This is a genomic window from Stenotrophomonas sp. STEN035, from assembly GCF_056759935.1.
In genome coordinates this window covers 16,273-39,233 of record NZ_JBRRDY010000041.1, presented here as the reverse complement: position 1 = coordinate 39,233, position 22,961 = coordinate 16,273, and the positions used below count along the sequence as shown (strand labels likewise).

Annotated in this window: 18 protein-coding genes; 5 read left to right on the top strand and 13 right to left on the bottom strand. The window is 63.9% G+C overall.

What is annotated here, in order from left to right; all coding sequences use genetic code 11:
• Positions 1–349 precede the first annotated feature (349 nt).
• The 13 genes from ACVOLL_RS18010 to ACVOLL_RS17950 all read right to left on the bottom strand — a co-directional run bounded on the left by ACVOLL_RS18010 (position 350) and on the right by ACVOLL_RS17950 (position 12,788).
• Complete coding sequence (locus ACVOLL_RS18010) at positions 350–1,069, bottom strand: DUF2968 domain-containing protein (protein WP_481514133.1); 720 nt, start codon at positions 1,067–1,069, stop codon at positions 350–352.
• 149 nt (positions 1,070–1,218) lie between these two features.
• A complete protein-coding gene (locus ACVOLL_RS18005) occupies positions 1,219–3,366 on the bottom strand; it encodes a pilus assembly protein TadG-related protein (RefSeq protein WP_481514132.1) in 2,148 nt (715 codons plus the stop codon).
• An 8-nt stretch (positions 3,367–3,374) separates the two neighbouring features.
• Entirely contained in the window at positions 3,375–3,791 is a 417-nt protein-coding gene (locus tag ACVOLL_RS18000) for a DUF3613 domain-containing protein (RefSeq protein ID WP_481514131.1), read from the bottom strand.
• Entirely contained in the window at positions 3,788–4,633 is an 846-nt protein-coding gene (locus tag ACVOLL_RS17995) for a tetratricopeptide repeat protein (protein WP_481514130.1), read from the bottom strand. Before ACVOLL_RS17995 ends, ACVOLL_RS18000 begins: the two co-directional genes overlap by 4 nt.
• Positions 4,633–5,565, bottom strand: a complete 933-nt coding sequence (locus ACVOLL_RS17990) for a type II secretion system F family protein (RefSeq protein WP_481514129.1) — start codon at positions 5,563–5,565, stop codon at positions 4,633–4,635. Before ACVOLL_RS17990 ends, ACVOLL_RS17995 begins: the two co-directional genes overlap by 1 nt.
• Positions 5,566–5,602: 37 nt before the next feature.
• Positions 5,603–6,517, bottom strand: a complete 915-nt coding sequence (locus ACVOLL_RS17985; protein WP_481514128.1) for a type II secretion system F family protein — start codon at positions 6,515–6,517, stop codon at positions 5,603–5,605.
• Positions 6,514–7,869: a TadA family conjugal transfer-associated ATPase gene (locus ACVOLL_RS17980; protein WP_481514127.1), complete on the bottom strand. Its 1,356-nt coding sequence runs from the start codon at positions 7,867–7,869 to the stop codon at positions 6,514–6,516. Before ACVOLL_RS17980 ends, ACVOLL_RS17985 begins: the two co-directional genes overlap by 4 nt.
• Before the next feature lie 2 nt (positions 7,870–7,871).
• Positions 7,872–9,122, bottom strand: a complete 1,251-nt coding sequence (locus tag ACVOLL_RS17975) for a CpaE/TadZ family protein (RefSeq protein ID WP_481514126.1) — start codon at positions 9,120–9,122, stop codon at positions 7,872–7,874.
• Between the two features lie 27 nt (positions 9,123–9,149).
• Complete coding sequence (locus tag ACVOLL_RS17970; RefSeq protein WP_481514135.1) at positions 9,150–10,364, bottom strand: type II and III secretion system protein family protein; 1,215 nt, start codon at positions 10,362–10,364, stop codon at positions 9,150–9,152.
• A gap of 119 nt (positions 10,365–10,483) precedes the next feature.
• Positions 10,484–11,542 carry a Flp pilus assembly protein CpaB gene (gene cpaB, locus ACVOLL_RS17965; RefSeq protein ID WP_481514125.1) on the bottom strand — a complete coding sequence of 353 codons (1,059 nt, stop codon included), beginning with the start codon at positions 11,540–11,542 and terminating at the stop codon, positions 10,484–10,486.
• 30 nt (positions 11,543–11,572) lie between these two features.
• Positions 11,573–12,052: a pilus assembly protein gene (locus tag ACVOLL_RS17960; protein WP_481514124.1), complete on the bottom strand. Its 480-nt coding sequence runs from the start codon at positions 12,050–12,052 to the stop codon at positions 11,573–11,575.
• Positions 12,039–12,578, bottom strand: coding sequence for an A24 family peptidase (locus tag ACVOLL_RS17955; RefSeq protein WP_481514123.1), 540 nt, complete (start codon positions 12,576–12,578; stop codon positions 12,039–12,041). Before ACVOLL_RS17955 ends, ACVOLL_RS17960 begins: the two co-directional genes overlap by 14 nt.
• 15 nt (positions 12,579–12,593) lie before the next feature.
• Positions 12,594–12,788, bottom strand: coding sequence for a Flp family type IVb pilin (locus tag ACVOLL_RS17950; protein WP_481514122.1), 195 nt, complete (start codon positions 12,786–12,788; stop codon positions 12,594–12,596).
• Between the two features lie 489 nt (positions 12,789–13,277).
• Here ACVOLL_RS17950 and ACVOLL_RS17945 point away from each other — a divergent pair, with 489 nt between their 5' ends.
• The 5 genes from ACVOLL_RS17945 to leuS all read left to right on the top strand — a co-directional run bounded on the left by ACVOLL_RS17945 (position 13,278) and on the right by leuS (position 22,952).
• Entirely contained in the window at positions 13,278–14,231 is a 954-nt protein-coding gene (locus tag ACVOLL_RS17945) for a helix-turn-helix domain-containing protein (RefSeq protein ID WP_481514121.1), read from the top strand.
• Between the two features lie 200 nt (positions 14,232–14,431).
• A complete protein-coding gene (locus ACVOLL_RS17940; protein WP_481514120.1) occupies positions 14,432–18,547 on the top strand; it encodes an ESPR-type extended signal peptide-containing protein in 4,116 nt (1,371 codons plus the stop codon).
• Between the two features lie 56 nt (positions 18,548–18,603).
• Positions 18,604–19,383, top strand: coding sequence for an outer membrane protein assembly factor BamE (locus ACVOLL_RS17935; RefSeq protein WP_481514119.1), 780 nt, complete (start codon positions 18,604–18,606; stop codon positions 19,381–19,383).
• 122 nt (positions 19,384–19,505) lie between these two features.
• A complete protein-coding gene (locus ACVOLL_RS17930; protein ID WP_481514118.1) occupies positions 19,506–20,108 on the top strand; it encodes a DUF998 domain-containing protein in 603 nt (200 codons plus the stop codon).
• Positions 20,109–20,309: 201 nt separating this feature from the next.
• A complete protein-coding gene (leuS, locus tag ACVOLL_RS17925) occupies positions 20,310–22,952 on the top strand; it encodes a leucine--tRNA ligase (RefSeq protein ID WP_481514117.1) in 2,643 nt (880 codons plus the stop codon).
• Positions 22,953–22,961: the final 9 nt, after the last annotated feature.

The window sequence follows — 22,961 nt, the reverse complement described above, 5'->3', positions numbered from 1 at the left end:
CTTGCTGGTTGTTACGCCAACGTTTATATTTATTGCGGCTCTGGCCCCTTCGTGTGTGGGAGGTCTTCCACCCGGCCCTCCCTTTCCCTTGTTGGGCGGGCCACTACGTTTCTGCCCCCTCCCTTTCGCGTAGCGAAGGGGAGGGTTGGGGAGGGGTATGCTCTTCGCGGGCTGATGCAGTGTTGGCTTCGCGGCTTATGGTCCGAGCCTACCCTGCGCTGCTACTTCGGTCGGTCCGGGGCTGATGCGTTGCCGGGCAGGCCCTTGCCGAGCATGGCTCGGCACTACAAAAACGCCGCCTTTCCTTAAGGAAGGCGGCGTTCGCTGTCTCTCGCTGAAGCGTGGGGCCTCAGGGGTGGCTGGCCGGTTCCTGGCTCGTGTGGATCACCGGGGTGGCCGCGGTAGCCGGGGCGACGCTGGGGGTGGCTGGCAGGGTCAACTCGGGATTGACCTGCTGTGCCTGCAAGGCCTTGATCTGTTGGTTCAAGGCTTCCAGCTGGGTGTTGGTGGCGCGCAGGTCCGAGCTCAGCGCCACGGCTTGCTGCTTGCGCTCCTGCAGGGCGTTGCTGACCTGCAGCGACTGCTGGCGCTGCTGCTCCACTTCCTGCTGCAGGCCACGCAGGCGGCGCTCGTTCATCGCTACCAGTTTCTCGCTATAGCCCTTGCCGGCCTGCAGGCGGATGGTGTCCAGATACACCTGGGCCAACTGCTTGGTCTGTTCGGCGAAGGTGAGGTAGAGCGATTCGGCGTTCTCCACCGAGTCGGTGCGGATTACCCGCCAGAACTCCTTCTCGTGGAACAGCGCTACGTAGTAGTTCAGCGAATCGGCGTGAAACAGCAGGCTGGCGCCATAGTTGCCGTTGTAGGTGGTCCGCAGCTCGGTGAGCTCATGGTTGCCCATCAGCCGCTGCAGCTCGGCCACGGTGTTGCCCACGGCGCTGTCTTCGCTGTTGGCGGGGGCTGCCGGTACCTCGGCTTCACCGCGCTGCCAACGGCCAGCCATCGCGGCGGGTGCCGTGAGCAGGCCAATGACCAGGAATAGTGCACAGCCAAACCGGCTCGGAAGCATTTCGATCCTTCTCATAAGTCCCCGTAATTCCCCCGAACTGCGATGGCCGTCGCATTTCATGAATGCGCCTTGTTCGTACCCGAGCATAGCACGCGATCTGGCGCTGGAAAGCATTGCGGTGTGGGCGTCTGCACTGTTTGGGACGGCCCTCATTCGACCAGCTGGCTGCGGCCACATTGGATTGACTGCATGTGCACGTCGGTACGGCCCAGCTGCAGGCCCAGCACATCCGACAGCAGCTTTGACAGCAGGTTGCCGACGCCATCGAGCAGCGGCCGCAAGGTGTTGTCGATGACCGGTTTGAGCAGCAGGCACAGGACGCTGCCACAGCTGCCGCTGCCGGTGACCGGGTTGTAGCCGCCGCTACCGCTGAGGCCGCCGGGCTTGGTCTGCAGGTATTTGGCCAGCGAGTTGCTGACGCAGTCATTGAAGGCAAGGCCGGCGATCAGGCCCTGGCAGGATGTGAGCCCGAGTACGTCGAGCAGGCCGCCAAGCACGCTGGGTTTGCTGATCGTGGTTTCGTAGAGAAAGCCCTGCCAGACGTCTCCCTGCACCTTTTTCGGTGTGCAGCCCAGAAGCCAGCTTTCGCAGGTTGGGATTTCGGTGGTCCAGCTGCCCAATGCCGGCAGATTGGCGTCGCTGTTGCCGTTGGTCAGGGCCTGAACCACGACGGCGGGCTGGTACAAGCCGTTTTTCTTGGTGGCTTCCAGATACTGCACGGCCAGATCCTTGGCCGCATCGCTGCTGTTGCCCTGTGGGGCGAACAGTGATTGCACGGTGCCGAGCAAGGCATCGACCAGGTCCGATACCAGCTTGCCTACTTTCAGATCATTGGGTTTGACCGTGCCGGTCTGGCCTGGACTCAAGGTCAGCTGATCGCTTTGTGACAGTGCTTCCAGCGAAATCTTCTTGTTGAGCACATCGCGGCCGAGCAGGCTGATCAGCGTCTCGTTGCCCAGCCCGGTGCGGCACAGCTCGCGGGTGGAGTCCCATGGCGTGGTGGCCTTGCCGATGCAGACGTTGGCGATGGCACTGGTAACGTCGACCTTGGCCGTCGCCGGTTGGGTTGAACAATCGATGGCGGTGAGTTGGCCGAAGCCGTCGATCACGTCGATGTAGGTGGGCAGCTTGATGCGCGTGCCCAACCAGTTCAGTACCGTGCCGAGTGCGGGAATCCGTTGCGAGTCGATATCCAGGAACAGCCGAACCTGGCTGTTGTAGGCGGTGGTGCCGACCGGGCCGATGCCGATCGAGGCGGGCTCGACAATGCTTGCCTTGGCTTTGAGCAGGCCGAGCAGGTCCAGCTGCGGTACCTCGACGGCGTGCTTGGAATTGGCGACGGAGATGCCTGTGCCAAGCAGATCGAGCGCATTGAGATCTATATCCAGCGCGCCGTTGGCTGCTTCGCTGCCTCCCGCGATCTTGGCGAACAGGCCTGCGCTGCTGGCGGTGGAGCCGAGCTGCACCAGTGCGTTGCTGATACCGGCGCCTAGCAGCTTCTGCTGCAGCAGGCGCAGGTCAACCCCAGCCAGCCCTTGTTGGTTGGCCAGCGTAGCCATGACGTCCAGCAGTTTGCCCACGGATACTTGGTTGGCGGCGAGCAGGCTGTTCAATTCACCTACATTGATGTCGGTGGCAACGGGAATCCCCAATGCCTGCAGCAGGCCGCGCGGGGTGATCTTCAGGTCGGCCAAGCCCTGATAGCTTGCGATCTGGGTCTGAGTCAGATCGACACCTACCAATCGCAGTATTCCCTGCAGCGGCGCATTGCTGTTGGTGTTGAGCAGCCGCGAACCGACGCTGAAAGCCGCCTGGGGGGGCGTGCGTTTGGCTACAGCGGTGGCGCTGATACGTGGCAGGGAGGTGAGCTGGCCCAGCAGCGGTACCGCTTGCCGTGAGGCAGTAACCTGCACGGCATTCAAGGGGCGGCTGCTGGCAACACCGACAAAACGCGCGCCGGGTGCAAGCTCGGCACCCCAGTAGCCACAGTTTATAGCCAGCTGGCCGGCGAACCGATTGTCGGTGACGGCATTGTTGCGCGCAGCCAGGTTGTCTTTGTAATCGGTGGTGCACAGCTCCAAACGCTGGGCGCCAGCCAACGCAGCCAGGTCGGCGGTCTTCTGTACATCACGCTTGCTCCAATACAGGTAGCCCACCTCGACCAGACCGAGTATCACCACCAGCCCAAGCAGCAGCAACAGCATCGTCAGACCCGCGCCACCGCGTTGGCGTACGCTGTGGGGGAGATCGTGTAGCGCGCGTGACAGTGAGGGTGAAGACGGGCGCAGGCTGTACATGGTGGGCCTCAGCGGCTGCCGCCGCCTTGCTTGGGGTTGGGTAGCGCAGCTTCGAAGTACTCGGGGATGGGGTGGTCAAAACTGTTGAGGTAGCGCTGGTAACTGCGGCTGGCGGCTTCGCCGAGCATTGGCAGTGCGGTGCCCGGACGGCTGTTGTCGGCCTGCAGCTGCAGCAGGGCGCGGGTGGTGTCACCCACCTGGGAGCGGGGCAGGTCGGCGAAGGCGCTGGCTGATGCGCTCGTCGTAGCCGCAGCGGTAGGGCCGGCCATCGTAGTTGCGCTGACCCTGGTAGCAGCGCTTGTGTCAGCGGCGGTACTGGTATCGGTCATGCGTTCGATCAACGGCGCGTGCTGGGCCACCGCGATTGCAGTGGGGCCGAGTGCGCCCAGCAGCAATACAGCGACAAAGGATGCTGCTCGGTTCATGGCGTTACCTCCTGCGAAGTGGTCGACGAGGGGCTGAAACGATCAAGCATCGAGCCGGGAGGACGCGGTACCTGCGTGCCGCTGGCAGCCGGCTGCAGCGTCGCCACGGCGGGCGAATTGGTTGCTGCCGTTGCGGCAGGCCCTGCGGCGGCTACTGGCTGCCGCAGGGCCTGTGCGAGCCGGTAGATTTCGCTCCGGGTCGACGGTGGCAGGTTCGCGCGCTGGATCATGCTTTCTGCCGTCGCTGCCTGCCCCGATAGCAATGCCCACAGCGCGAGATTGGAAATGGCGCGGATATTGTCCGGCCCCAGTTCGGCTGCCTTGGCCAGCGGTGCCCTGGCCTGCTCGACCTGGCCGGCCTGCAACAACGCAAAGCCCATGTCACCGAGGTAGGCGACGTTGAGTGGGTCGGCCCGAACTGCGTTGTCCAGCGCCAGTCGCGCGCCCTCGCGGTCACGCGCCGCGGCTGCGATCAGCCCAAGCCCGTGCCAGGCCGGTGCGGCTTGCGTGCTCTTGGTCAAACTGCGGTAGATCGCCGTTGCGGCCACATCATCACCGGTTTCACGCAGTGCATTGGCTTGCAGGATGCGCAACTCCGGGCTGTCGCCGAAGCGCTGCCGGAAGGCGTCGATATGCGCCAGCGAGGCGTAGTAGGCGCCCTGCTGCTGCATCTGTTTGAGTAGCCCCAGATACATGCCGCGATCATCCTGGGTGGCTTCCACCAGTGCAGGTTCAACCGGCGGCTGCTTGTAGGCCGCACGATTGCCGCCACAGCCGCCGAGCAAGGCAGGGATCAGTACGATCAGCAATAGTGCCTTGGCCTTCATCAGTTCGGCTTTCATTACATCCCCTTGATCGCGGCGGCCAGTGAAATGATGGCGGGACCGGCCAATACCAGCATCAATGCCGGCAGCAGGGTGATCATCATCACCACCGTCATCTTCACCGAGAGCTTGCCGACCTTCTCTTTCATCTTCATGCGACGTTGCTCGCGCAGGCGCATGCCGAATTGTTTGAGTGGTTCCTGCACCGCGCCGCCGTGCTGGTGCACCTGCAACACCATCTGGATCAGGCTGCGCAGGTCATCGTTGTCGAAGGAATCGGACAGGCGTCGCAGCGATTGCGCGCGGCTGCGGCCGCGGCTGTAACCGGCATTTGCCAGTTGCAGTTCACGGCCGAGTACCGGGATGGCGATATGCAGCTTTTCGCCGACCATCTGCAGGCTCTGGTCGATGCTGAAGCCGACGCCCTGCAGCAGGCGCAGCAGGTCGATCAGTAGCGGCAGTTCGTCGTCCACTTTTTTGCGCAGACGGGAGGCCCAGCTGCGCAGCAGTAGTTTGGGCAGCAGAATGCCCAATGCAAAGCCGACCAGCAGGACGATCAACGTGTCACCGCCATGTGGCCGCAGCACCAGCACGGCGATGAACGGCATCAACAAAGCAAGCAACAGGCGTGTGGCCAAGAAGGCGGCGGTGCCGGTGTTGTGGTTCCAGCCCACTTGCTCCAGCAGTAGTTTGTCTTCCGGCGCCAACAGCGCTTTTTGCACTCGGCTGCCGTCGAAGTGCTGGCCGATCGCGGCAAGGTCGGCCAGACGTTGCCGCCACCAGCCGGTCTTTGGTGTGTTGTCCTGTTCCACGTGCTGGGCTGTGTCCAGTGCGCTCTGCAATGCTGCACCGGCTTGTTGGCTGCGGCGGCCGCGGTAGAGCAGGCCGGCCGCGGCCAGCACCAGGGCCAGCACCACCAGCATCATGGCGATGGTGTACAGCAGGTTCATGCGGCTCTCCGGCAAAGGGGAGTTGCGATGGATGGTTTCATAGCGATTTGGCCAGCCGGTACAGCAGGAAGCCGCCGAACAGCTCCAGCAGTACCGCGATCAGCAGGATCTTCTTGCCGAGCGGGTCATGGAACATGGGTTGGAAGAAGTCCGGACTCATCAGTGCCATCGACAACGCCGCACCGACCGGCAGCAAGGCCAGTACCCAGGCTGACATGCGGGTTTCCGAAGTGGTGGCCTGCAGTTCGCGTTGCACTTCTTCAAGATCGCGCATGAAGTCACTCATGCGCTGCAGGATCTGATCACTGCGGCCGCCGATGCGGATGCTGGTGCCCAGGATCACCGCCAGCATTTCCAAGGGGCGAAGGCGATAGGCCTGTGCGGCGTGTTGCAGGGCGCGGTCCAGGTCCATGCCGGCACGGGTATAGGTCAGTGCGTTGTCGAGTATTGGTCGCAGTGGCGGATCGACATTCTGGGTCGCACTCTGGAAAGCCATTGACAAGCTGTTGCCGATGCCAGCCATGCGCACCATGTTTTCCAGGAAGTCCGGCATCTGCGAGACCAATCGCTGCTGCATCTTGTCGATGCGCCGGTACAGCCACAGTGCCACGCCCAGCAGGTACAGCAGCAGTACGAAGGCCGCAAACCAGGCGCTGCCAAGGCGCAGGCCCGCGCCGATGGTGGCGGCGATGCCGGGCAGCGCGATCAATACCAAGGTGCGCGGTGAGTCCTTCAACCCGGCCCGGCGCAGTAGTTCGGCCCAGCGTCTGCTTGGTGGGCGGCTGTTGCGCGCTTCCTCGGCGGCGCGCTGCGGATCGGGCTGCGACAGCCGGGTATCGGCGTGGCTGGCGGCAGCGCGCTGCTGCACGCGGGTAGCCAAGCCCCACCACAGGCCCATGGCCAAGGCCACCAGCAGTACTGCAAAGCTCCCCAGCAGCAGCGGCAGCATCATGAAGGGAAGCTCCCCATGTTGGCTTCGCGCAGCTCCTGCCGAAACGGCTCGAGCTTGTGGCAGTGCGGGTGGAAGCCCAGGCCCACCCAGCGATCGCGTTCACGACTGTCCTGATCAAACCAGGCCTCGTGCTTGAACAGTTCCTGGCTGGTGATGACGTTGTCGCTGACGCCTGTGATCTCGGTGATGGAGACGATCACCCGGCGACCACTGCCAAGCCGCGAAATCTGCACGATGAAGTCGATGGCGCCGGCTATCTGCCGGCGCAGGCTGTCCTCGCTACCCTGGAAGCCGGCAAAGCCGGCCAGCATCTCCAGTCGATACAGGCAGTCGCGGGCATTGTTGGCATGCACGGTGGCCATTGAACCGTCATGGCCAGTGTTCATCGCCTGCAGCATTTCCAGCACTTCGGCGCCACGTACCTCGCCGACCACAATGCGGTCCGGGCGCATGCGCAGACTGTTGCGTACCAGCTCGCGGATGCTGACTGCACCGCTGCCGTCGAAGCCGCCCATGCGTGATTCAAGTCGCACCACATGAGGATGGTTCAGGGCCAGCTCGGCGGTGTCTTCAACGGTGATGACGCGTTCGTTGTGGGGAATGAAGGTTGCCAACGCATTGAGCAGCGAGGTCTTGCCTGAGCTGGTACCGCCAGAAATCAGGATATTGCAGCGGCCGCGTACCATCGCGTTGAGCAGGGCGTACATAGGCTTGTCGAAGGCGCCAAGTCCGAGCAGTTCGTCGGGGGTGAACGGGTCCTTGCGGAACTTGCGGATCGACACCATGGGGCCATCAACGGCCAAGGGCGAAATAATGGCATTGAGGCGGCCGCCATTGGGCAGCCGCGCATCGACCATCGGATTGGAGTCGTCCAGGCGGCGGCCGAGTGGGGCGATGATGCGGCGCAGGATGCGCAGCAGATGGCGATCATCGCTGAAGCGTTGGGTCGAGCGGCGCAGCATGCCGCCGGCCGAGACATGCACGTCCTTGTAACCGTTGATCAGGATGTCCTCGATCTCCGGGTCGTGCAGCAGATCATCCAGTGGACCAAAGCCGGTCAGTTCCTTGTGCAGGGCGCTGGCGACCGCTTCCATCTCGTAGGCGTTGACCGGAATCTTCCATTCCTTGACGAAGGCGGCCGTCTGCGTGCGCACGAACTTGCCGATGGTCTCCGGCGACCACGAGTCGATATCGACGCGCTGATCCTCGACATGGTTGAGCAGGTATTCGTGGGCGGCCGACAGCACGGTCTGGAACTGCTCGGTCTGCTCGAACGGCACACTGGGAGTCGGTTCGACTGACAGTGCAGCAGCGGCGATGCGCGGGGACAAGGGGGTGACTTTGTCTTCCATTGTTATCTACCCAGCAGATTGGCGAGACGAGCCAGTGGAGAGGCCGGTGCGGTGGTCAGGGGGGCGGTGAGACGACGCCGGTCCAGACGTTGCAGCAAAGGCAGCAGTGCCTTGAGATAGGGGTCGCGTGGCGCTGCATCGGTCAGTAGACGGCCAAGACCTGCATTGGAGCGCAGTACCCGCGAGCGGTCCGGGATGGTGGCCAGCAGTGGCAGGTCGAAGCGTTGTGCGATCTGGGTATCAGCGAGCCCGCCATTGGGGTCAAAGCGGTTGACGATCAGCTGCAGGCGCTCATCGCGCAGGCCACGGCTTTCCAGCTCGCGCATGGTCTGGTCCAGCGACACCAGCGAGCCGATCGCCTGATCGGTGACCAACCAGACTTCGGAAGCACTCTTCAGCAGGGTGGTGGGAAGCAGCTGCACCGGTAGGCCGCCGACATCGCACAGGCTCAGCGGGAAGACACTGCGCAGACGGTCGAGCAGCGAGATGGGTTCATGCTTTTTCAGCAGGCTGCCGCTGGCGATGCCGAGCAGTGCCATGCCGCTGGCATGGTGGGAAAACGCGGTGCCGGCGAAGGTGCGGTCCATGCGCTCGACGCTGCGCAGCGCTTCCTCATAGCTGAAGTGACTCTCCATGCCCATGTACAACGCGGCATCGGCGGCGGGTTGGCCCAGGTCGATCAGCAGCAACCAGCCTTGCAGGGCGGCTGCATCGGGCGAGACCGGATTCTGTTCGGCCAAGCTTACGCCCAGGTGGGTTGCCAAGGTGCTGGTGCCTACGCCGGGGCGCACACCCAAGAGCACGATCAGCCTGCCATCGGGGCGTAGTTCCGGTGCGGCGGTTGCACGTGCAGGACCGGGGGTGACGGCTACGCGCTCAAATACCTCCAGCATCTGCGCCGTGCTGTTGTCGATATCGACAAAATCGCAGACGCCGGCGCGCATTGCTGCCAGCAGGTGTACCGCCTGGTCCGGACCGGCAGTACCGAGTCCGATCAGCGCCGGACAGCCGGGCAGTGCGTGCAGCTGCCGGGCAACGTCGGTGGAGTAGGCGGCATTGCCACCGCAGTAGTCGAGCAGTACGAATGCCGGGCCCGCAGCAGCTTCAAGCAACTGACGCGGATTGGTTTCACGACTATCGACCCAGTGCAGATTGGCCTGCCCCGCCAGTGCCGCCCCCAGACGCGCCATGTGGCGGTTATCCGGTGCGTAAAGCAGCAGATTCAATTCGGGATGGCTTTGGGTCTGGGGCAAGGGCATCACCGGGGGCATGGGCGCACTTCAGCGTGAGAAGCCAGGGAGTTGGTCGGGGCTGGCCGGGTGCACCAGCCAGGCGCCCCAGACCGGGAGTTTGGGTTGTACTTCGCGCTGGCCAGGCAGCGGAATTTCGGTGCCGCGCGCCAACGGTTTGACCAGGCGAGGTGTCACCACGATCACCAGTTCCTTGTCCTCGCGCTTGTAGCTGAGGTTGCGGAAAAAAGAGCCGAGTATCGGGATGTCGCCCAGCAAAGGGATCTTGTTGACGTTGGAGGACAGCTGGCTGCTCACCAGTCCGCCAATGACGAAGCTCTCGCCGTCGCCAAGCTCCACCGTGGTGTCGGCGCGGCGGGTGGAAATGGCCGGAATCTGGGTGCCGTCGAGGGTGATGCCGCGGGCGTAGTCCAGGTCGCTGGCCTCGGGTGCTACCTTCAATGCGATCCGGTCTGCCGACAATACGGTGGGGGTGACGGTCAGGCCGATGCCGAACGGTTTGAACGTGACGGTGGTGGTGCCCAGGCCTTGCGGTTCCAGAATGGGCAGTTCGCCACCGGCCAGGAAGCTGGCACTCTGGCCAGACAACGCAACCAGCGTGGGTTCGGCAAGCACCCGGGCCATGCCGTTGGCCTGCAGCAGATCGATGTTGGCGCTCCATGCGCCCGGAAGCGAACTGGCCACCAGCTTGAACGCCGAAGACAGGGCGCCTCCGCTATCGCTGCTGCCGGCCGGTGAAGTGATGCCGTAGCTGAAACCGCCATTGATGTTCTTGAAGCTGATGCCGACTTGGCGCAGCACGCTGCGATTGAACTCCACCACCTTGACCTCGACCTGTACCACGCCGCCGTTGGCAATGGTGGCTGCGTCGCTGATCACGCCCTTGTCGCCAATCGCCGATGCCGCGGCCTTGCGGCTGGCCTCGTGCTCCAGCAGAGAGGTTGCGCTGCCCGAGAGCAGGGCCTGCCCGCCTTGCACGGTGAGTTGGCTGCCGCCGCCATCGAGCAGGCCGCCCTGCACGGCATTGCGCACTTCCACGCGGATGCGGGTGGGCGTCGCCTGCTTCTGCAACCACAGCAACAGGGTGGTGCTACCCGCGGATTTGCCCACCAGCAGGGCTTCGCTGTTGCGGCCAATGCGGGTGATATCGGCGATGGACGGATCGGCAATGGCGATCCGTTCGACGCCAGCAGGCAGGTTCCACGGGCGCTGCTCGTTGAGTTCGAGCACGACACTGTTGGTCATTACCTGTGCCTGCGCTGCCTGCGTGGCCGGCGGCGCAAAGCCACCCAAGCCAAGCAGGGTCAAGCCGAGCAAGGTTGATGCGGTGATGGAAGAGCGCTGGTGCAAGAGAGAGCCTCCGTTCATGGCGAAGACAGGCGGTTGTCTGGGGTGGTGCCGCGAATGATCTCGATGCCTTGCCGTGTCGCTGGTCGTGGTGTGCGGCGCCGCGGCGGTGCAGTCGTGTTCGCACCAGCGGCTGGCGTGCGGGCGTTGTTGTCGCCGGCCAGTGCATTCAGGTCGATACCGGCATAGGCGCGGTTCTCCGGCCGGGTGGCTGCTTCGGCGGCGCCATCAAGATCGCGACGCAGCGCCAGCACCGGTGCCGGTGGCGCAAACAGCGCCTCATCGGCCAGGCCGGTATCGCCGGGATTGCGCAGGGCCAGGAACAATTTTCCGCTGTGGGCGGCCAGCAGCAGCCGTCCTGCGTCCTGCACCGGCACGGCAAGAATCGCACTGCGCGCCTGCGGCGCATCGCTGCTGGTAGTGCCGGAGCCGCGATTGTCGCGTGCGGCGATGGTTTCGGCGCGGCTACCCGGCTCCGGAGAGGTGGTGGACACTGCGTCGCTCTGTTCGCTTGTGGCAGGACGCGCCTGCGACACGTCGGCATTGCCATAACCGAGAACCTGCAACCTCGAAAGCAGCAGGCGGGCCTGTGGATTTGCCTGGCCACTGGCGCCGGCTGCGGGATCCTGCAGGCTCATGAAGACATCGACGTAGTCGCCTGGTGCGACCCGGTTGCTGACACCTGCCAGCTCGTCGACCGGTACCGCCACCGCACGTTCGCCGGGTTTGATGCCGATGGCGATGCCCTGCAGCAGCTGCTCGGGCGTGATCAGCGCACCGGCGGCGATGTTCAGCGCCGGGGTGCGGCCCTCGACCTCGCTGATGGCGGCGTAGCCGCTGGTCGGTGGCAATGCCATTTCGACAACGGACAGGTCAGCTGCGGTGATGGGGCGGCCGGCGGGCAGGTCCTTGTTTGCCACCACCAGCATGCGCTTGGGCACACTGGCCGGCGCCTGCTTGGCAACCGTATCCTCTGGCGCGGGCGCAGCCCGGCGGCCGATGCCAAATGCCAGCACCATCAACAGTGCTGCCAGTACCAGCAGCAGGATTGCAGCTATGCGTATTGCCTTCGGCATCTTGAAGCTCCTCCCCCTTGGAGTCCGCGGTCAGCGGTCGCCTAGATCCAGTTGAACAACGGCGGTACTGCTCAATGATTTGCCCATGCTCCAGCCCATCAAGGTGCCGGTGCCCGGCATGAAGGGGTGTGCGTCATGGTCGTAGGACACGATCACTTTGATGCACTTGACCGAGCTATCGGCAGCGCAGGCATAAGGTTGAGAGACGGCGATGGGTGCAGCGCTGGCGCTGCTGCAGCCGGCGGCTGTGCCGGAGTAATTCAACAACCATTGCATCGAGCGCGCGGCAGCCTGGCAGGCATTGCTGCGCCGTTCGGCGGTGGTGCCGTAGCGCAGCGATGCGCGTGCACCTTCACCTGCGGCAAGTGCCAAGGTCTGCTGGGCGGCGAAGATCATCACCCCGGTAAAGGTGATCAACAGCAGCGGCAGCACGCCGAACATCATCATCAGCGCGAACTCGATAGTTACCACGCCGCGTACGCGGCGGCAGGTCATCTCATGCCGGGACATAAGCACCTCCCTGTACCACGACCGCGATCATCGCGATGCCCATGTACGCCGCATACGGAATACCACTGCGGCCGCACCGTGCCGCACGCAGGTCCATCTGCAAGTCAGTGATCAAGCTGGAACCCTGCAGTGATTGCACCATCCGCTGCAGTCGTAGTGGGGCGTAACCGCTTGCTGGCGTCCAGGCAATGACAAGCAGTGCATGGGCGCCTGCTGCCAGGCTGGCGATCAGCCAGATCGGCAGCAGAACAGTGCTGCCCAGCAGGAAGCCGATGACTGAAAACAGCTTCACATCACCCGCACCCATCCAGCCAATGGCGTAGAAGGGCAGCAAGGCAGCCAGACCTATCACGCCGCCAAGCAGGCACTGGGCGAACGAGGGCGGGTTGCCGATCTGCAACAGTTGCATCGCCGCGACACAGCCGAGCACGGCCAGCAGTGCGCGGTTGGAGACGCGCCGGGCCATGAGGTCGCTGATCGCGACCTGGGCTCCAAGCAGCAACGCTGTCAGGCAGGCGATGGTCATGGCAGCGACCCTTGTTCAACTGGCCGGGGTAGTGCCGCCGGTGCCGTTGACCAGCGCGGTGAGTTTGTCGAGCACCGTCTGGAAGACGGCCATCAGGCCATCGCGTGCGAAGAAAATGATCAGGCCTGCGACAACTGCGGCCAGCAGCCCGTACTCAAGTGCGGTGACACCGTCTTCTTCCCGGAAAAACCTGCGCAGCTGTGCGTTCATGATGTTCTCCCTGATGACCCGGTGCCGGTGTTGCACCGACAGATAGCCGGGCGATGGGCATTGCTGCCCGATTGAGGTCATTGGGATACGCATGACACCGGCAAGAGTGTGCCGACGGTCGCTCAGGCTGCCGGGTAGTGTCGGCAGTTACCTACCTTTGCTTCCGTTGTCCCCTGTCGGCATGCAGCGCATGCCCGGAAACATCATTGCAATCGGCCCCGTACGCGGATGCGCATATTCGGCAAGAATGAATTGTTTTTCATACATGTGATGGACTTGGCTAAACGCGAGTGGCGGAGTCCGCGTGAAGACTTGTTTTCTTTGTCAGTATCCATCGCAACGAAAGACGTTCAATGGATTGAAGGGCGTAATTCCGTAATGTGGGTTTCAGGCTGTGCGGCAGGGGATTGCAGGTTGCCTTTTACGATCTGCAGCGGATGGTCGGGCTTCTGAAGCGGGTCCTGATCGGGGACGCGCAAAGGCTTTCACATGGATGCGGGTGTCGGCGTAAATGGTTTGAGGTCATGTGATCTGGCGTCGCTGAGCGGCACGCTACGCGTGTGCCACGTTGAGCTCGTGTTGCTTGATGACCAGCCGCCGTCGGCGTCCATCACTTCGTTTGTCCACGACCAGGCATTGCTGTGCACATTCGAAATAGGTGCACGCACGCGCGGCCGATTCATGCTGCCACTGGATTGGTGCTTGTTGGGATGCCTGCAATCGGTCGATCCGCACAGCAGCTGGTGCCATGGCGTGCCCTTGCTGCCGGGAAACATTGTGTCGGTGATGCCCGAGGGCATTACCGAATTCGCGCTGGGCGCAGGCAGTCGCGTGACCTTTGTGTTGGTGCCGCTGAAGCGCTTCCAGGAGCGCGCCGCAGCGCAACGACTGGGGGGATTGGTCGATGAATCAGCGGCCGTTCCCTTGCTGAGTGCTGGGCCGCATGTGCCGCTGCAGGACTATTACCAGGGGCTGCATGAGCGTATCCGCGAAGGCGAGGTGGGCGCCGAAGAGATCGACGCCATGCTCGATGCGCACGTCAAGGAAATCGTCACCGGCGGGCCGCCCGAGCGTGGTGGCTGCAATCGCAGTCGTCGCGCCCGCTATCTGATCTTCCGTCGTGCCGAAGACATGATGTACGCCAACCTGCGGCGACATATCTATATGCACGAGCTCTGCGACGCGGCTGGCGTGAGCGAACGCGCGTTGCGCTATGCGTTCGAGGAACTGGTGGGTATTTCGCCGGTGCGCTACCTGTCGATGCTGCGCCTGTGCGAGGCCTGCCGCAGTCTTTCCAGCGCTGACGCTGGACGCAAATCGGTCAAGTCGATTGCGCTCAGCTGTGGCCTGTGGGACCTGTCGCGCTTCGCCGATAATTACCGCAAGGTGTTTGGCGAGTTGCCGAGCGAAACCTTGATGCGTGGCACCTACACGCACGCTTGATGTCCGCGGAGTGTGATGCGCATCAAGCGTCTGTAGCCGCTTGCCGATTACGTGCATCGGCGTGCCGTTAACGGGCAAAGGTTTGCCAAATCAACGCATCGGTGTGCCGGATGCGGGTAAAAAAGATAGCGCTGCAGCGCTGTACTGGCCTCACAGAGAGAACCCCTCCACGCCTGGTGGGGTTGAGCTGGAGGCCCCAAATGAACCGCATCTATCGGCTGGTATGGAACCGCACCCTCAATGCGTTTGTGGTGGGGTCGGAATTGGCGAGTGCACAAGGCAAGGGATCGGGTCCGGCGAAACTGTCGCCGGCAGCGTCGTGGAGCTTGGCAGGCCTGGCTGGCGCCATCGCGCTGGCCTTGGCCGGGCCAGCGGCGGCGACCGACGCAAAGCTGGCCGACCTGCAGGATCTGCTCGCCAAGTACAGCAACACCGACGCGCAGCAGATTGTCTCCACCGTGTTGCCGAGCGCCGGTACCGGCGCTGCGATCAACGCTTCGGTGACGCTGCCGGCAGTGCTGCAGGCGGACGCATCGGCGGCAGTCGCGCTCACGCCGCGCGTTGCGAATGCGCCAGCTGCGGCACGCGCACAAGTCGGTGTGCGCGCGGCGCTGCCAGAACTGCATTCGCATGGCGGAACAAATTCACCGGCAGCAGCGCTGTCAGTGGTTACCGATGCCGCACTCGCGGTGAAGCCGCTGGCCGCTTCGGCCAATGCCACGGTCACTGCGACGGTTGGTCCGCTGACCGGCAATGCGGCTGGCTTGCAAGGCATTGCCGCGATACTGCTGCCGGGCAAGGAAGAGGGTGGTAACCCGCTGCATGGCACGCTGGTGTCAACGGCCGGTGCGGTCAAGGAGCTGACCGGCGAAGTCCTGACGGGCAAGCCGGTGGCTGCGGTCGAAACGCTCACTTCGCATGTGGGCACGACGGTGGCTCCGCTCACCCAGCATATGGGCGGCGGTGTCGAAGGTCTGGTCGGCGCGCTGTTGCCTGGCCAGCAGGGCGGAAGCCCATTGCAGGGCACGCTGGTTTCAACCGTGGGTGCCGTCAAGGAAGTGACTGGCGAAGTGTTGACTGGCAAGCCGGTGGCTGCGGTTGAAACGCTCACTTCGCATGTGGGCACGACGTTGGCTCCGCTCACCCAGCATCTGGGCGGCGGCGTCGAAGGTCTGGTCGGCGCGCTGTTGCCTGGCCAGCAGGGCGGAAGCCCGCTGCAGGGAACGCTGGTTTCAACGGTGGGTGCCGTCAAGAACGTGACTGGCGAAGTGCTGGCCGGCCAGCCGGTAGCTGCGATCGAAACGCTCACTTCGCATGCCGGTACGACGGTGACCTCGCTTACCGGACATATGGGCAGCGGCGTTGCTGGCCTTGGCGGCGTACTGCTGCCGGGCGCGGGGCAGGGCGGCAATCCGGTACGTGAAGCAGTAACCGATACAGTGGGCGTGGTCGAAGACCTGGCCGGCGGCCTGACCAAGGGCACGGGGCTGGGCGGCGTGGTGGATGGATTGGTCAATGGCGCCGCTCCCGTTCTGGGTGGCGTAGGCAATCTGCTCGGTGCGGTGGTGGGCGGCGTGACCGGCTCGACCACGCTTGGTACCGGCGTCACCAATACGGTTGCCACGCTGACCGGTGGGCTGCAGGGCACTACCGGTGCGCTCGCCGACGGCGACGTGGCTGGCACCGTGCAGAACCTGCTGGGAACGGTCAACAACACCGCGTCCACGCTGTTGGGTGCCACTGGCAATACGCTGGGGGGCATCACCGGTTCCGGCTCTGGTGTGGGTGGTTTGACCGGTGCGTTGAGCGGTGTGGTCGGCGGCGTTACTGGCGGCCTGTCCAACGTGGTCGGAAGCCTCACCGGCAGTCCTGTGATTCCCAGCGCGGTGCCGGCAGCGCCCGGTCCGTCGGGAATGATCGTTGGCAACGGCGGTCTGGTGGGCTCGGTGAATCAGCTGGTGGATTCGCCGCTCACATCGCTGCTTGGGGGCAATCCGTACATGCAGAACGGTAGCCTGAAGGTGAACAGCACCAATGTGATGCAGACCTATTCGGAGGTGCAGGCGCTTGGACTGCCGGTGGTGAATCTGACGCCGGTAGGCGAACTGCTGGATGGCTTGGGTGGTCTGGCTACGGGCAGCAACTCGCACCTGACCCTGATCGGCGGTGTCACCTCCGACAGCTATATCACCAATATCAACAACGGCGACCCGGGTGGCTTGCTGGGACTGCTGCTGCCGGATGGCGCGCCGGCCTGGGCGTCGGACTGCCTCAATGTGCTGGGCGCGGTGACCGCCAAGTGCTGGGCAGTTCCGGCAGCGCAGGATTACCAGGTGTTGATCGGCGATGGCGCCTTTGCCAATGGTTCCAAGGAAGTAGTGATCGGCAGCAATGCCGAGCATCGGTTGGCGGCGCAGACGGCGGACCAGGTGTTCATCGATGCGGCCGGTGGCAAGACCGGTGTGCCCACTGCCGACTACGATGCGCGGCTGGGGCATTCGGTGGTGGTTGGCGACAGTGCCAAGGGCACCGCCAATGCGCAGACGCTGCTGGGTGCGGGTGCAACTTCCGACAAGGCCAACAGCGTGGCGCTGGGCTTCAAGTCCAATGCCGCACGCGGTGGCCAGGACAACTACGCAGCGTTCGGTTTGACCGCGGCGCAGACCTCCATCGGCGAAGTGGCCGTGGGTTCGGTCGGCCGCGAGCGGCAGATCACCCACGTTGCTGCCGGCAGCCAGGACACCGATGCGGTGAACGTCAAGCAGCTGCGCGGTGCGCTGGACCAGATCGATGATCTGGGTCTGGCAGCGGTGGTCTATGACGAAGACCTCAATGGCGTCGTCAACTACGGCAAGGTGACGCTGGGCAGTGGCCAGGCGGTCAGTGGCACGGTGCTGGCCAATCTCGCTGCAGGTGCGGTCGCAGCAGGCAGCCTGGAAGCGGTCAACGGTGGCCAGCTGTTTGGGGTGGGGGCATCGATGGCCACCTACCTGGGCGGCGGTGCGACCTTCAACGGCGGCGTGCTCGGCGCACCGAGCTATCAGATCAACAGCGTTGGTGTACTGGGCGCGGTCTCGCTGCAGCAGTTTGGAAACATCGGTAGCGCGTTCAGCTCGATCAGCGATTCGCTGCTCAACCTGAGCAACCTGTTGCCGCGCAGCGTCCCGGGCGGCAGCGATCCGCTGGCGGTGAAATACGTCGCCGATGGCGCCGGTAATCCCACCAATGCGGTGCAGCTGACTGGCGATGGCAGCGGTGCGGCGGTGGCACTGGGCAACGTGGCCGCTGGCAGTGTCACCAGCGGCAGCTTGGATGCGATCAATGGCGGGCAGTTGGCTGCAACCAACGACGCAGTGGCTTCCGCGATCGGCGGCACCATGCAATACAACAGCAGCACCGGTCAGTGGAGCGCGGCCAGCTTCAACATCACCTCGATCAACAGTGGCGGCGCCGCGACCCAGCAGACGTTCGGTAATGTCACCGATGCCTTTGCGGCAATGGACAGCTCCATCGTCAACGTCAACAAGCGCATCGACAACATCCAGAACGGTGGTGCCGGCAACGCCTACTTCGCGGTCAACTCGACCAAGGCCGCAGCCTCGGCCACCGGCCAGGACAGCCTGGCCGCAGGTCCGCAGGCCACGGCTAGCGGCAACCAGTCCGTGGCCATCGGTGACGGTGCCAACGCATCGGCTGCCGGCAGCGTCGCCCTGGGTGCCGGTTCGGTAGCCAGCCGTGCCAACACCGTGTCGGTTGGCGCCGCAGGTGCCGAGCGCCAGGTCACCAATGTTGCAGACGGCAGTGAAGCCACCGATGCGGTGAATGTGCGGCAGTTGCAGGCATCGCAGCAGGGCACGGTGCGCTATGACCAGAACACCGACGGCAGCACCAACTACGGCAGCGTGACGATGGGACGTACCGGTACCAGCACGGTCATCCACAACGTTGGTACCGGTGTTGCACCCACCGATGCGGTCAACGTGGCGCAACTCAACAAGGGCATGGGAGAGGTCATGGATTGGTCGAAGAACTACACCGATCAGCGCTTCAATGACGTCAGCCGCGACATGAAGCGCATCGATGACCGTGCTTCTGCCGGTGTTGCTTCGGCCATGGCCATGGCCGGGCTACCGCAGCCGACCGAGGCGGGTAGACGCATGGCATCGATGGCTGCCAGCACCTTCCATGGCGAGTCGAGCATGGCGGTGGGCGTGTCGGGTGTCACCGATGGCGGTCGCTGGATCTACAAGCTCAGTGGTTCGGCCAATACGCGTGGCGATGGCGGGGTGACGGTAGGCGCAGGCTTCCAGTGGTGAGCACGGGAAAGCGGTGACCTGCATGTAGACAACCATGGCTACGCATCGAGGGCGCTATGAATACGAAATGGACCGTACTGGCGTTGCTGGTAACCCTGACCGCCTGTGGCAAGGGCCAGCTGCGTGAAGAATTCCCGGATCCGGCGCGTGCCTATCCGGCCGGGGGCACCTACGTGAATCTCGACAACCTGCGGCAATACGCCCCAGGCATGAACAAGCGCCAGATCCAGACGTTGTTGGGTACACCACAGTTCAATGAAGGTTTGTGGGGGGTGCGGGAGTGGAACTACGTTTTCAAGTTTCGGCGTTCGGTTGGGGCCGAGCCGATTCAATGCCAGTTCCAGGTTCGGTTTGACGCGGACGGCGTTGCCAGCGGCCAGGCGTGGCAACCAGCAAGCTGCGCCGCGTTGCTGGAGCCAGCTCCCGCACCACCCGCGCCACCACCGCCGCCGCCTCCGCCGGAGGTGATAGCGCCACTGCGGATCTCGGCCGATGCCTTGTTCGCCTTCGACAGCGCCAACCTGTCGGCCGTCGGCCGCGGCCGTCTGGACGAGCTTCTGCAGCAGTTGAAGGACAGGGCCTCGCAGGCGTCGCTCACCGTCATCGGCTACACCGATCGCATCGGCACCGATGCCTACAACCTGGAACTGTCCCGGCGGCGCGCGCAGAGCGTGCGCAACTACCTGGTCGAGCACGGCGTTCCGGCAGCGGCACTGCACGCCGAGGGGCGCGGCAACACTGCGGCGCTGGTCGAATGTGAGCAGGTCAGCGGGGCGGCGCTGGTGGAATGCCTGGCGCCGAACCGGCGGGTGGAGATAGCCGGCATGGGCGGTTGATTCTGCGCCTGGGTCGACGCTGAGGCCGGCGGGCGATGCGATTGTCGCCCGCAGCCCTCACAATGGCCGCCGGTAGTCCGTGGCAGCCGTGCCCCGGCCAGAACGGGACAGGGTGTGTTGTGTTGAAGTCGAACAAGGTAATTGCCTGGGCCGGGCCGCTGGCGGTGGTGGTTTTCATTGCGGCGGTGGCCGGTTTTGGCGCGCAGCTGCATGGCTACGACCAGATGCGCCATCCGGTGTCGCTGCTGGGTGCACGTGGAATCCCCGGCGGCACGGTGTTCAGTCTGCTGGGGTTTGTATTGCCGGGCCTGCTGGCGGCGATTGCCGCGCTGGACCTGATCCTGCGCATGCCTGCCACTGCCCCGCGCCCGCTGCGGGTTGGCGGACAGATGCTGTTGCTGGCTGCAATCGCGTTTGCCGCAATGGGGCTGTTCCCGTTGGATGTGGACGATATCGAGAACCGCGCCAGCCAGTTCCACGCCAGCGCCTGGTTGCTGTGGTTGCTGGCGTTCAGCGCCGCCGCCATTGCTTTGCGCTATGGCGCCGGCAAGGCCAGTGCGTGGCGGCCGCTGTCCACGCTGACCATGGTCTGCGCACTATGGATCGTTTGCAGTGCTTTCCTGTTCGAGATCGCAATGCCGGTGGCAATGGCGCAGCGCCTGGCCTTCCTGGGTTGGCTGATCTGGCTGGCGGGTGCGGCCCGTCTGGCGCCAGCACGCAGCTGAGCGATGCAGGCGAGGTGCCGCGAATCGGGGCAGGGAACGCGCAAGTGGTGCGCATGAAGCGCTTTTGAGAAACCTCTGTTTTTTTAAAAGCCCTATATTTCAATGACCTGCAGGCTTTGCTTGATCCTGGTCTGCGCCCGGATTGGAGTGCGATGATGCACTGCGGTACCCTTTGCCGCTTTGCCGTTGCCCAGCGTTGACATGTCCAGCGTCGAACCAAACATCTACGATCCCCAGCAGGTTGAAGCCGCCGCCCAGAAATTCTGGGAGGCCGAGAAAGCATTCGAGGTGAACGAAACCTCGGACAAGCCCAAGTTCTACTGCTTGTCGATGCTTCCGTACCCGTCCGGTGCGCTGCACATGGGCCATGTGCGCAACTACACCATTGGCGATGTCATCAGCCGCTACAAGCGCATGACCGGCCATAACGTGCTGCAGCCCATGGGCTGGGATGCCTTCGGTCTTCCGGCCGAAAACGCCGCGATCAAGAACAAGACCGCGCCGGCCAAGTGGACCTACGCCAACATTGGACACATGCGTAGCCAGCTCAAGTCGCTGGGCTATGCGATCGACTGGTCGCGCGAGTTCGCCACCTGCACGCCGGACTACTACGTCCACGAGCAGCGCATGTTCACCCGCCTGATGCGCAAGGGCCTGGCCTACCGCCGCAACTCGGTGGTGAACTGGGACCCGGTCGACAACACCGTGCTGGCCAACGAGCAGGTCATCGATGGCCGCGGCTGGCGTTCCGGCGCCCTGGTCGAGAAGCGCGAGATCCCGCAGTGGTTCCTGCGCATCACCGATTACGCCCAGGAACTGCTGGACGGCCTGGATGAACTGCCGGGCTGGCCGGACTCGGTCAAGACCATGCAGCGCAACTGGATCGGCCGCTCCGAAGGCCTGGAAATCCAGTTCGACGTGCGTGACGTGGATGGCGCCGCACTGGACCCGCTGCGCGTGTTCACCACCCGCCCGGACACAGTGATGGGCGTGAGCTTCGTCTCCATTGCCGGTGAACATCCGCTGGCCGTGCATGCCGCAAAGAACAACCCACAGCTGGCCGCCATGCTGGCCGAGCTGAAGCAGGGCGGTGTCTCCGAGGCCGAACTGGAAACCCAGGAAAAGCGCGGCATGGACACCGGCCTGAAGGCCATCCATCCGGTCAGCGGCGAGCAGGTGCCGATCTGGGTCGCCAACTTCGTGCTGATGGGCTACGGCACCGGCGCGGTAATGGCCGTTCCGGGCCACGACCAGCGTGATTTCGAGTTCGCCACCAAGTACAAACTGCCCAAGCTGCAGGTCATCGCGTTGAAGTCGCCGAAGAACGACGACGAACGCAGCTACGACGACAGCCGCTGGCAGGACTGGTACGGCGACAAGACCCGTGAAACCGAGCTGGTCAATTCGGCCGAATTCGATGGCCTGGATTTCCAGGGCGCGTTCGAGGCACTGGCCGAGCGTTTCGAGCGCAAGGCCCAGGGCCAGCGCCGGGTCAATTACCGCCTGCGCGACTGGGGCGTCAGCCGTCAGCGTTACTGGGGCTGCCCGATTCCGGTGATCTACTGCGGCAAGTGTGGCGCGGTGCCGGTGCCGGAAGACCAGCTGCCGGTGATCCTGCCGGAAGACGTGACGCTCAATGGCACCGGTTCGCCGATCAAGGCCGATTTGGAATGGCGCAAGACCACGTGCCCGGATTGCGGCGGTGCGGCCGAGCGCGAGACCGATACCTTCGACACCTTCATGGAGTCGAGCTGGTACTACGCCCGTTACACCTCGCCGGGTGCCCGCGAAGCCGTGGACAAACGCGGCAACTATTGGCTGCCGGTCGACCAGTACATCGGTGGCATCGAGCACGCCATCCTGCACCTGATGTATTTCCGTTTCTTCCACAAGCTGATGCGCGATGCACGCATGGTGGACAGCAACGAGCCTGCGCAGAACCTGCTGTGCCAGGGCATGGTCATCGCTGAAACCTTCTACCGCCAGAACAGCGACGGTTCCAAGGATTGGTTCAACCCGGCCGATGTGGACACGGTGCGCGACGAGCGCGGTCGTATCACCGGTGCGACCCTGCGCGAAGACGGCCAGCCGGTGGTGATCGGTGGCGTCGAGAAGATGTCCAAGTCCAAGAACAACGGCGTCGATCCGCAGACCATGGTGGCCAAGTACGGCGCTGACACCGTGCGCCTGTTCTCGATGTTCGCCGCGCCGCCGGAACAGTCGCTGGAGTGGAACGAGGCAGGCGTCGACGGCATGGCGCGCTTCCTGCGCCGGCTGTGGGCGATGGTGCACAAGCACACCGCCGATGGCATTGCACCGGCGCTGGACGTTGCTGCACTGAGTGCCGAGCAGAAGGCGATCCGCCGCAAGACCCACGAAACCATCAGCAAGGTCAGCGACGACTACGGCCGCCGCCACGCCTTCAATACCGCCATCGCTGCGGTGATGGAACTGCTCAACACCCTGGCCAAGTTTGACGATGCCAGCGAGCAGGGCCGTGCGGTGCGCCAGGAAGCCTTGCAGTCGGCGGTACTGCTGTTGAATCCGATCACCCCGCATGCCTGCCATGCGATGTGGCAGCTGCTGGGCCACGCGCAGACCCTGCTCGAAGACCAGCCGTTCCCGCAGGTGGACGCGGCTGCGCTGGTCAAGGACTCGCTGACCCTGGCGGTGCAGATCAACGGCAAGCTGCGTGGCACGATCGAGGTGGCAGCGGATACACCGCGCGAGCAGATCGAGGTATTGGCCAAGGAGGAGCCGAATGCGGCGAAGTTCCTTGATGGCCTGACCATCCGCAAAGTCATCATCGTGCCGGGCAAAATCGTCAATATCGTTGCGGCGTAAGCCGCAACG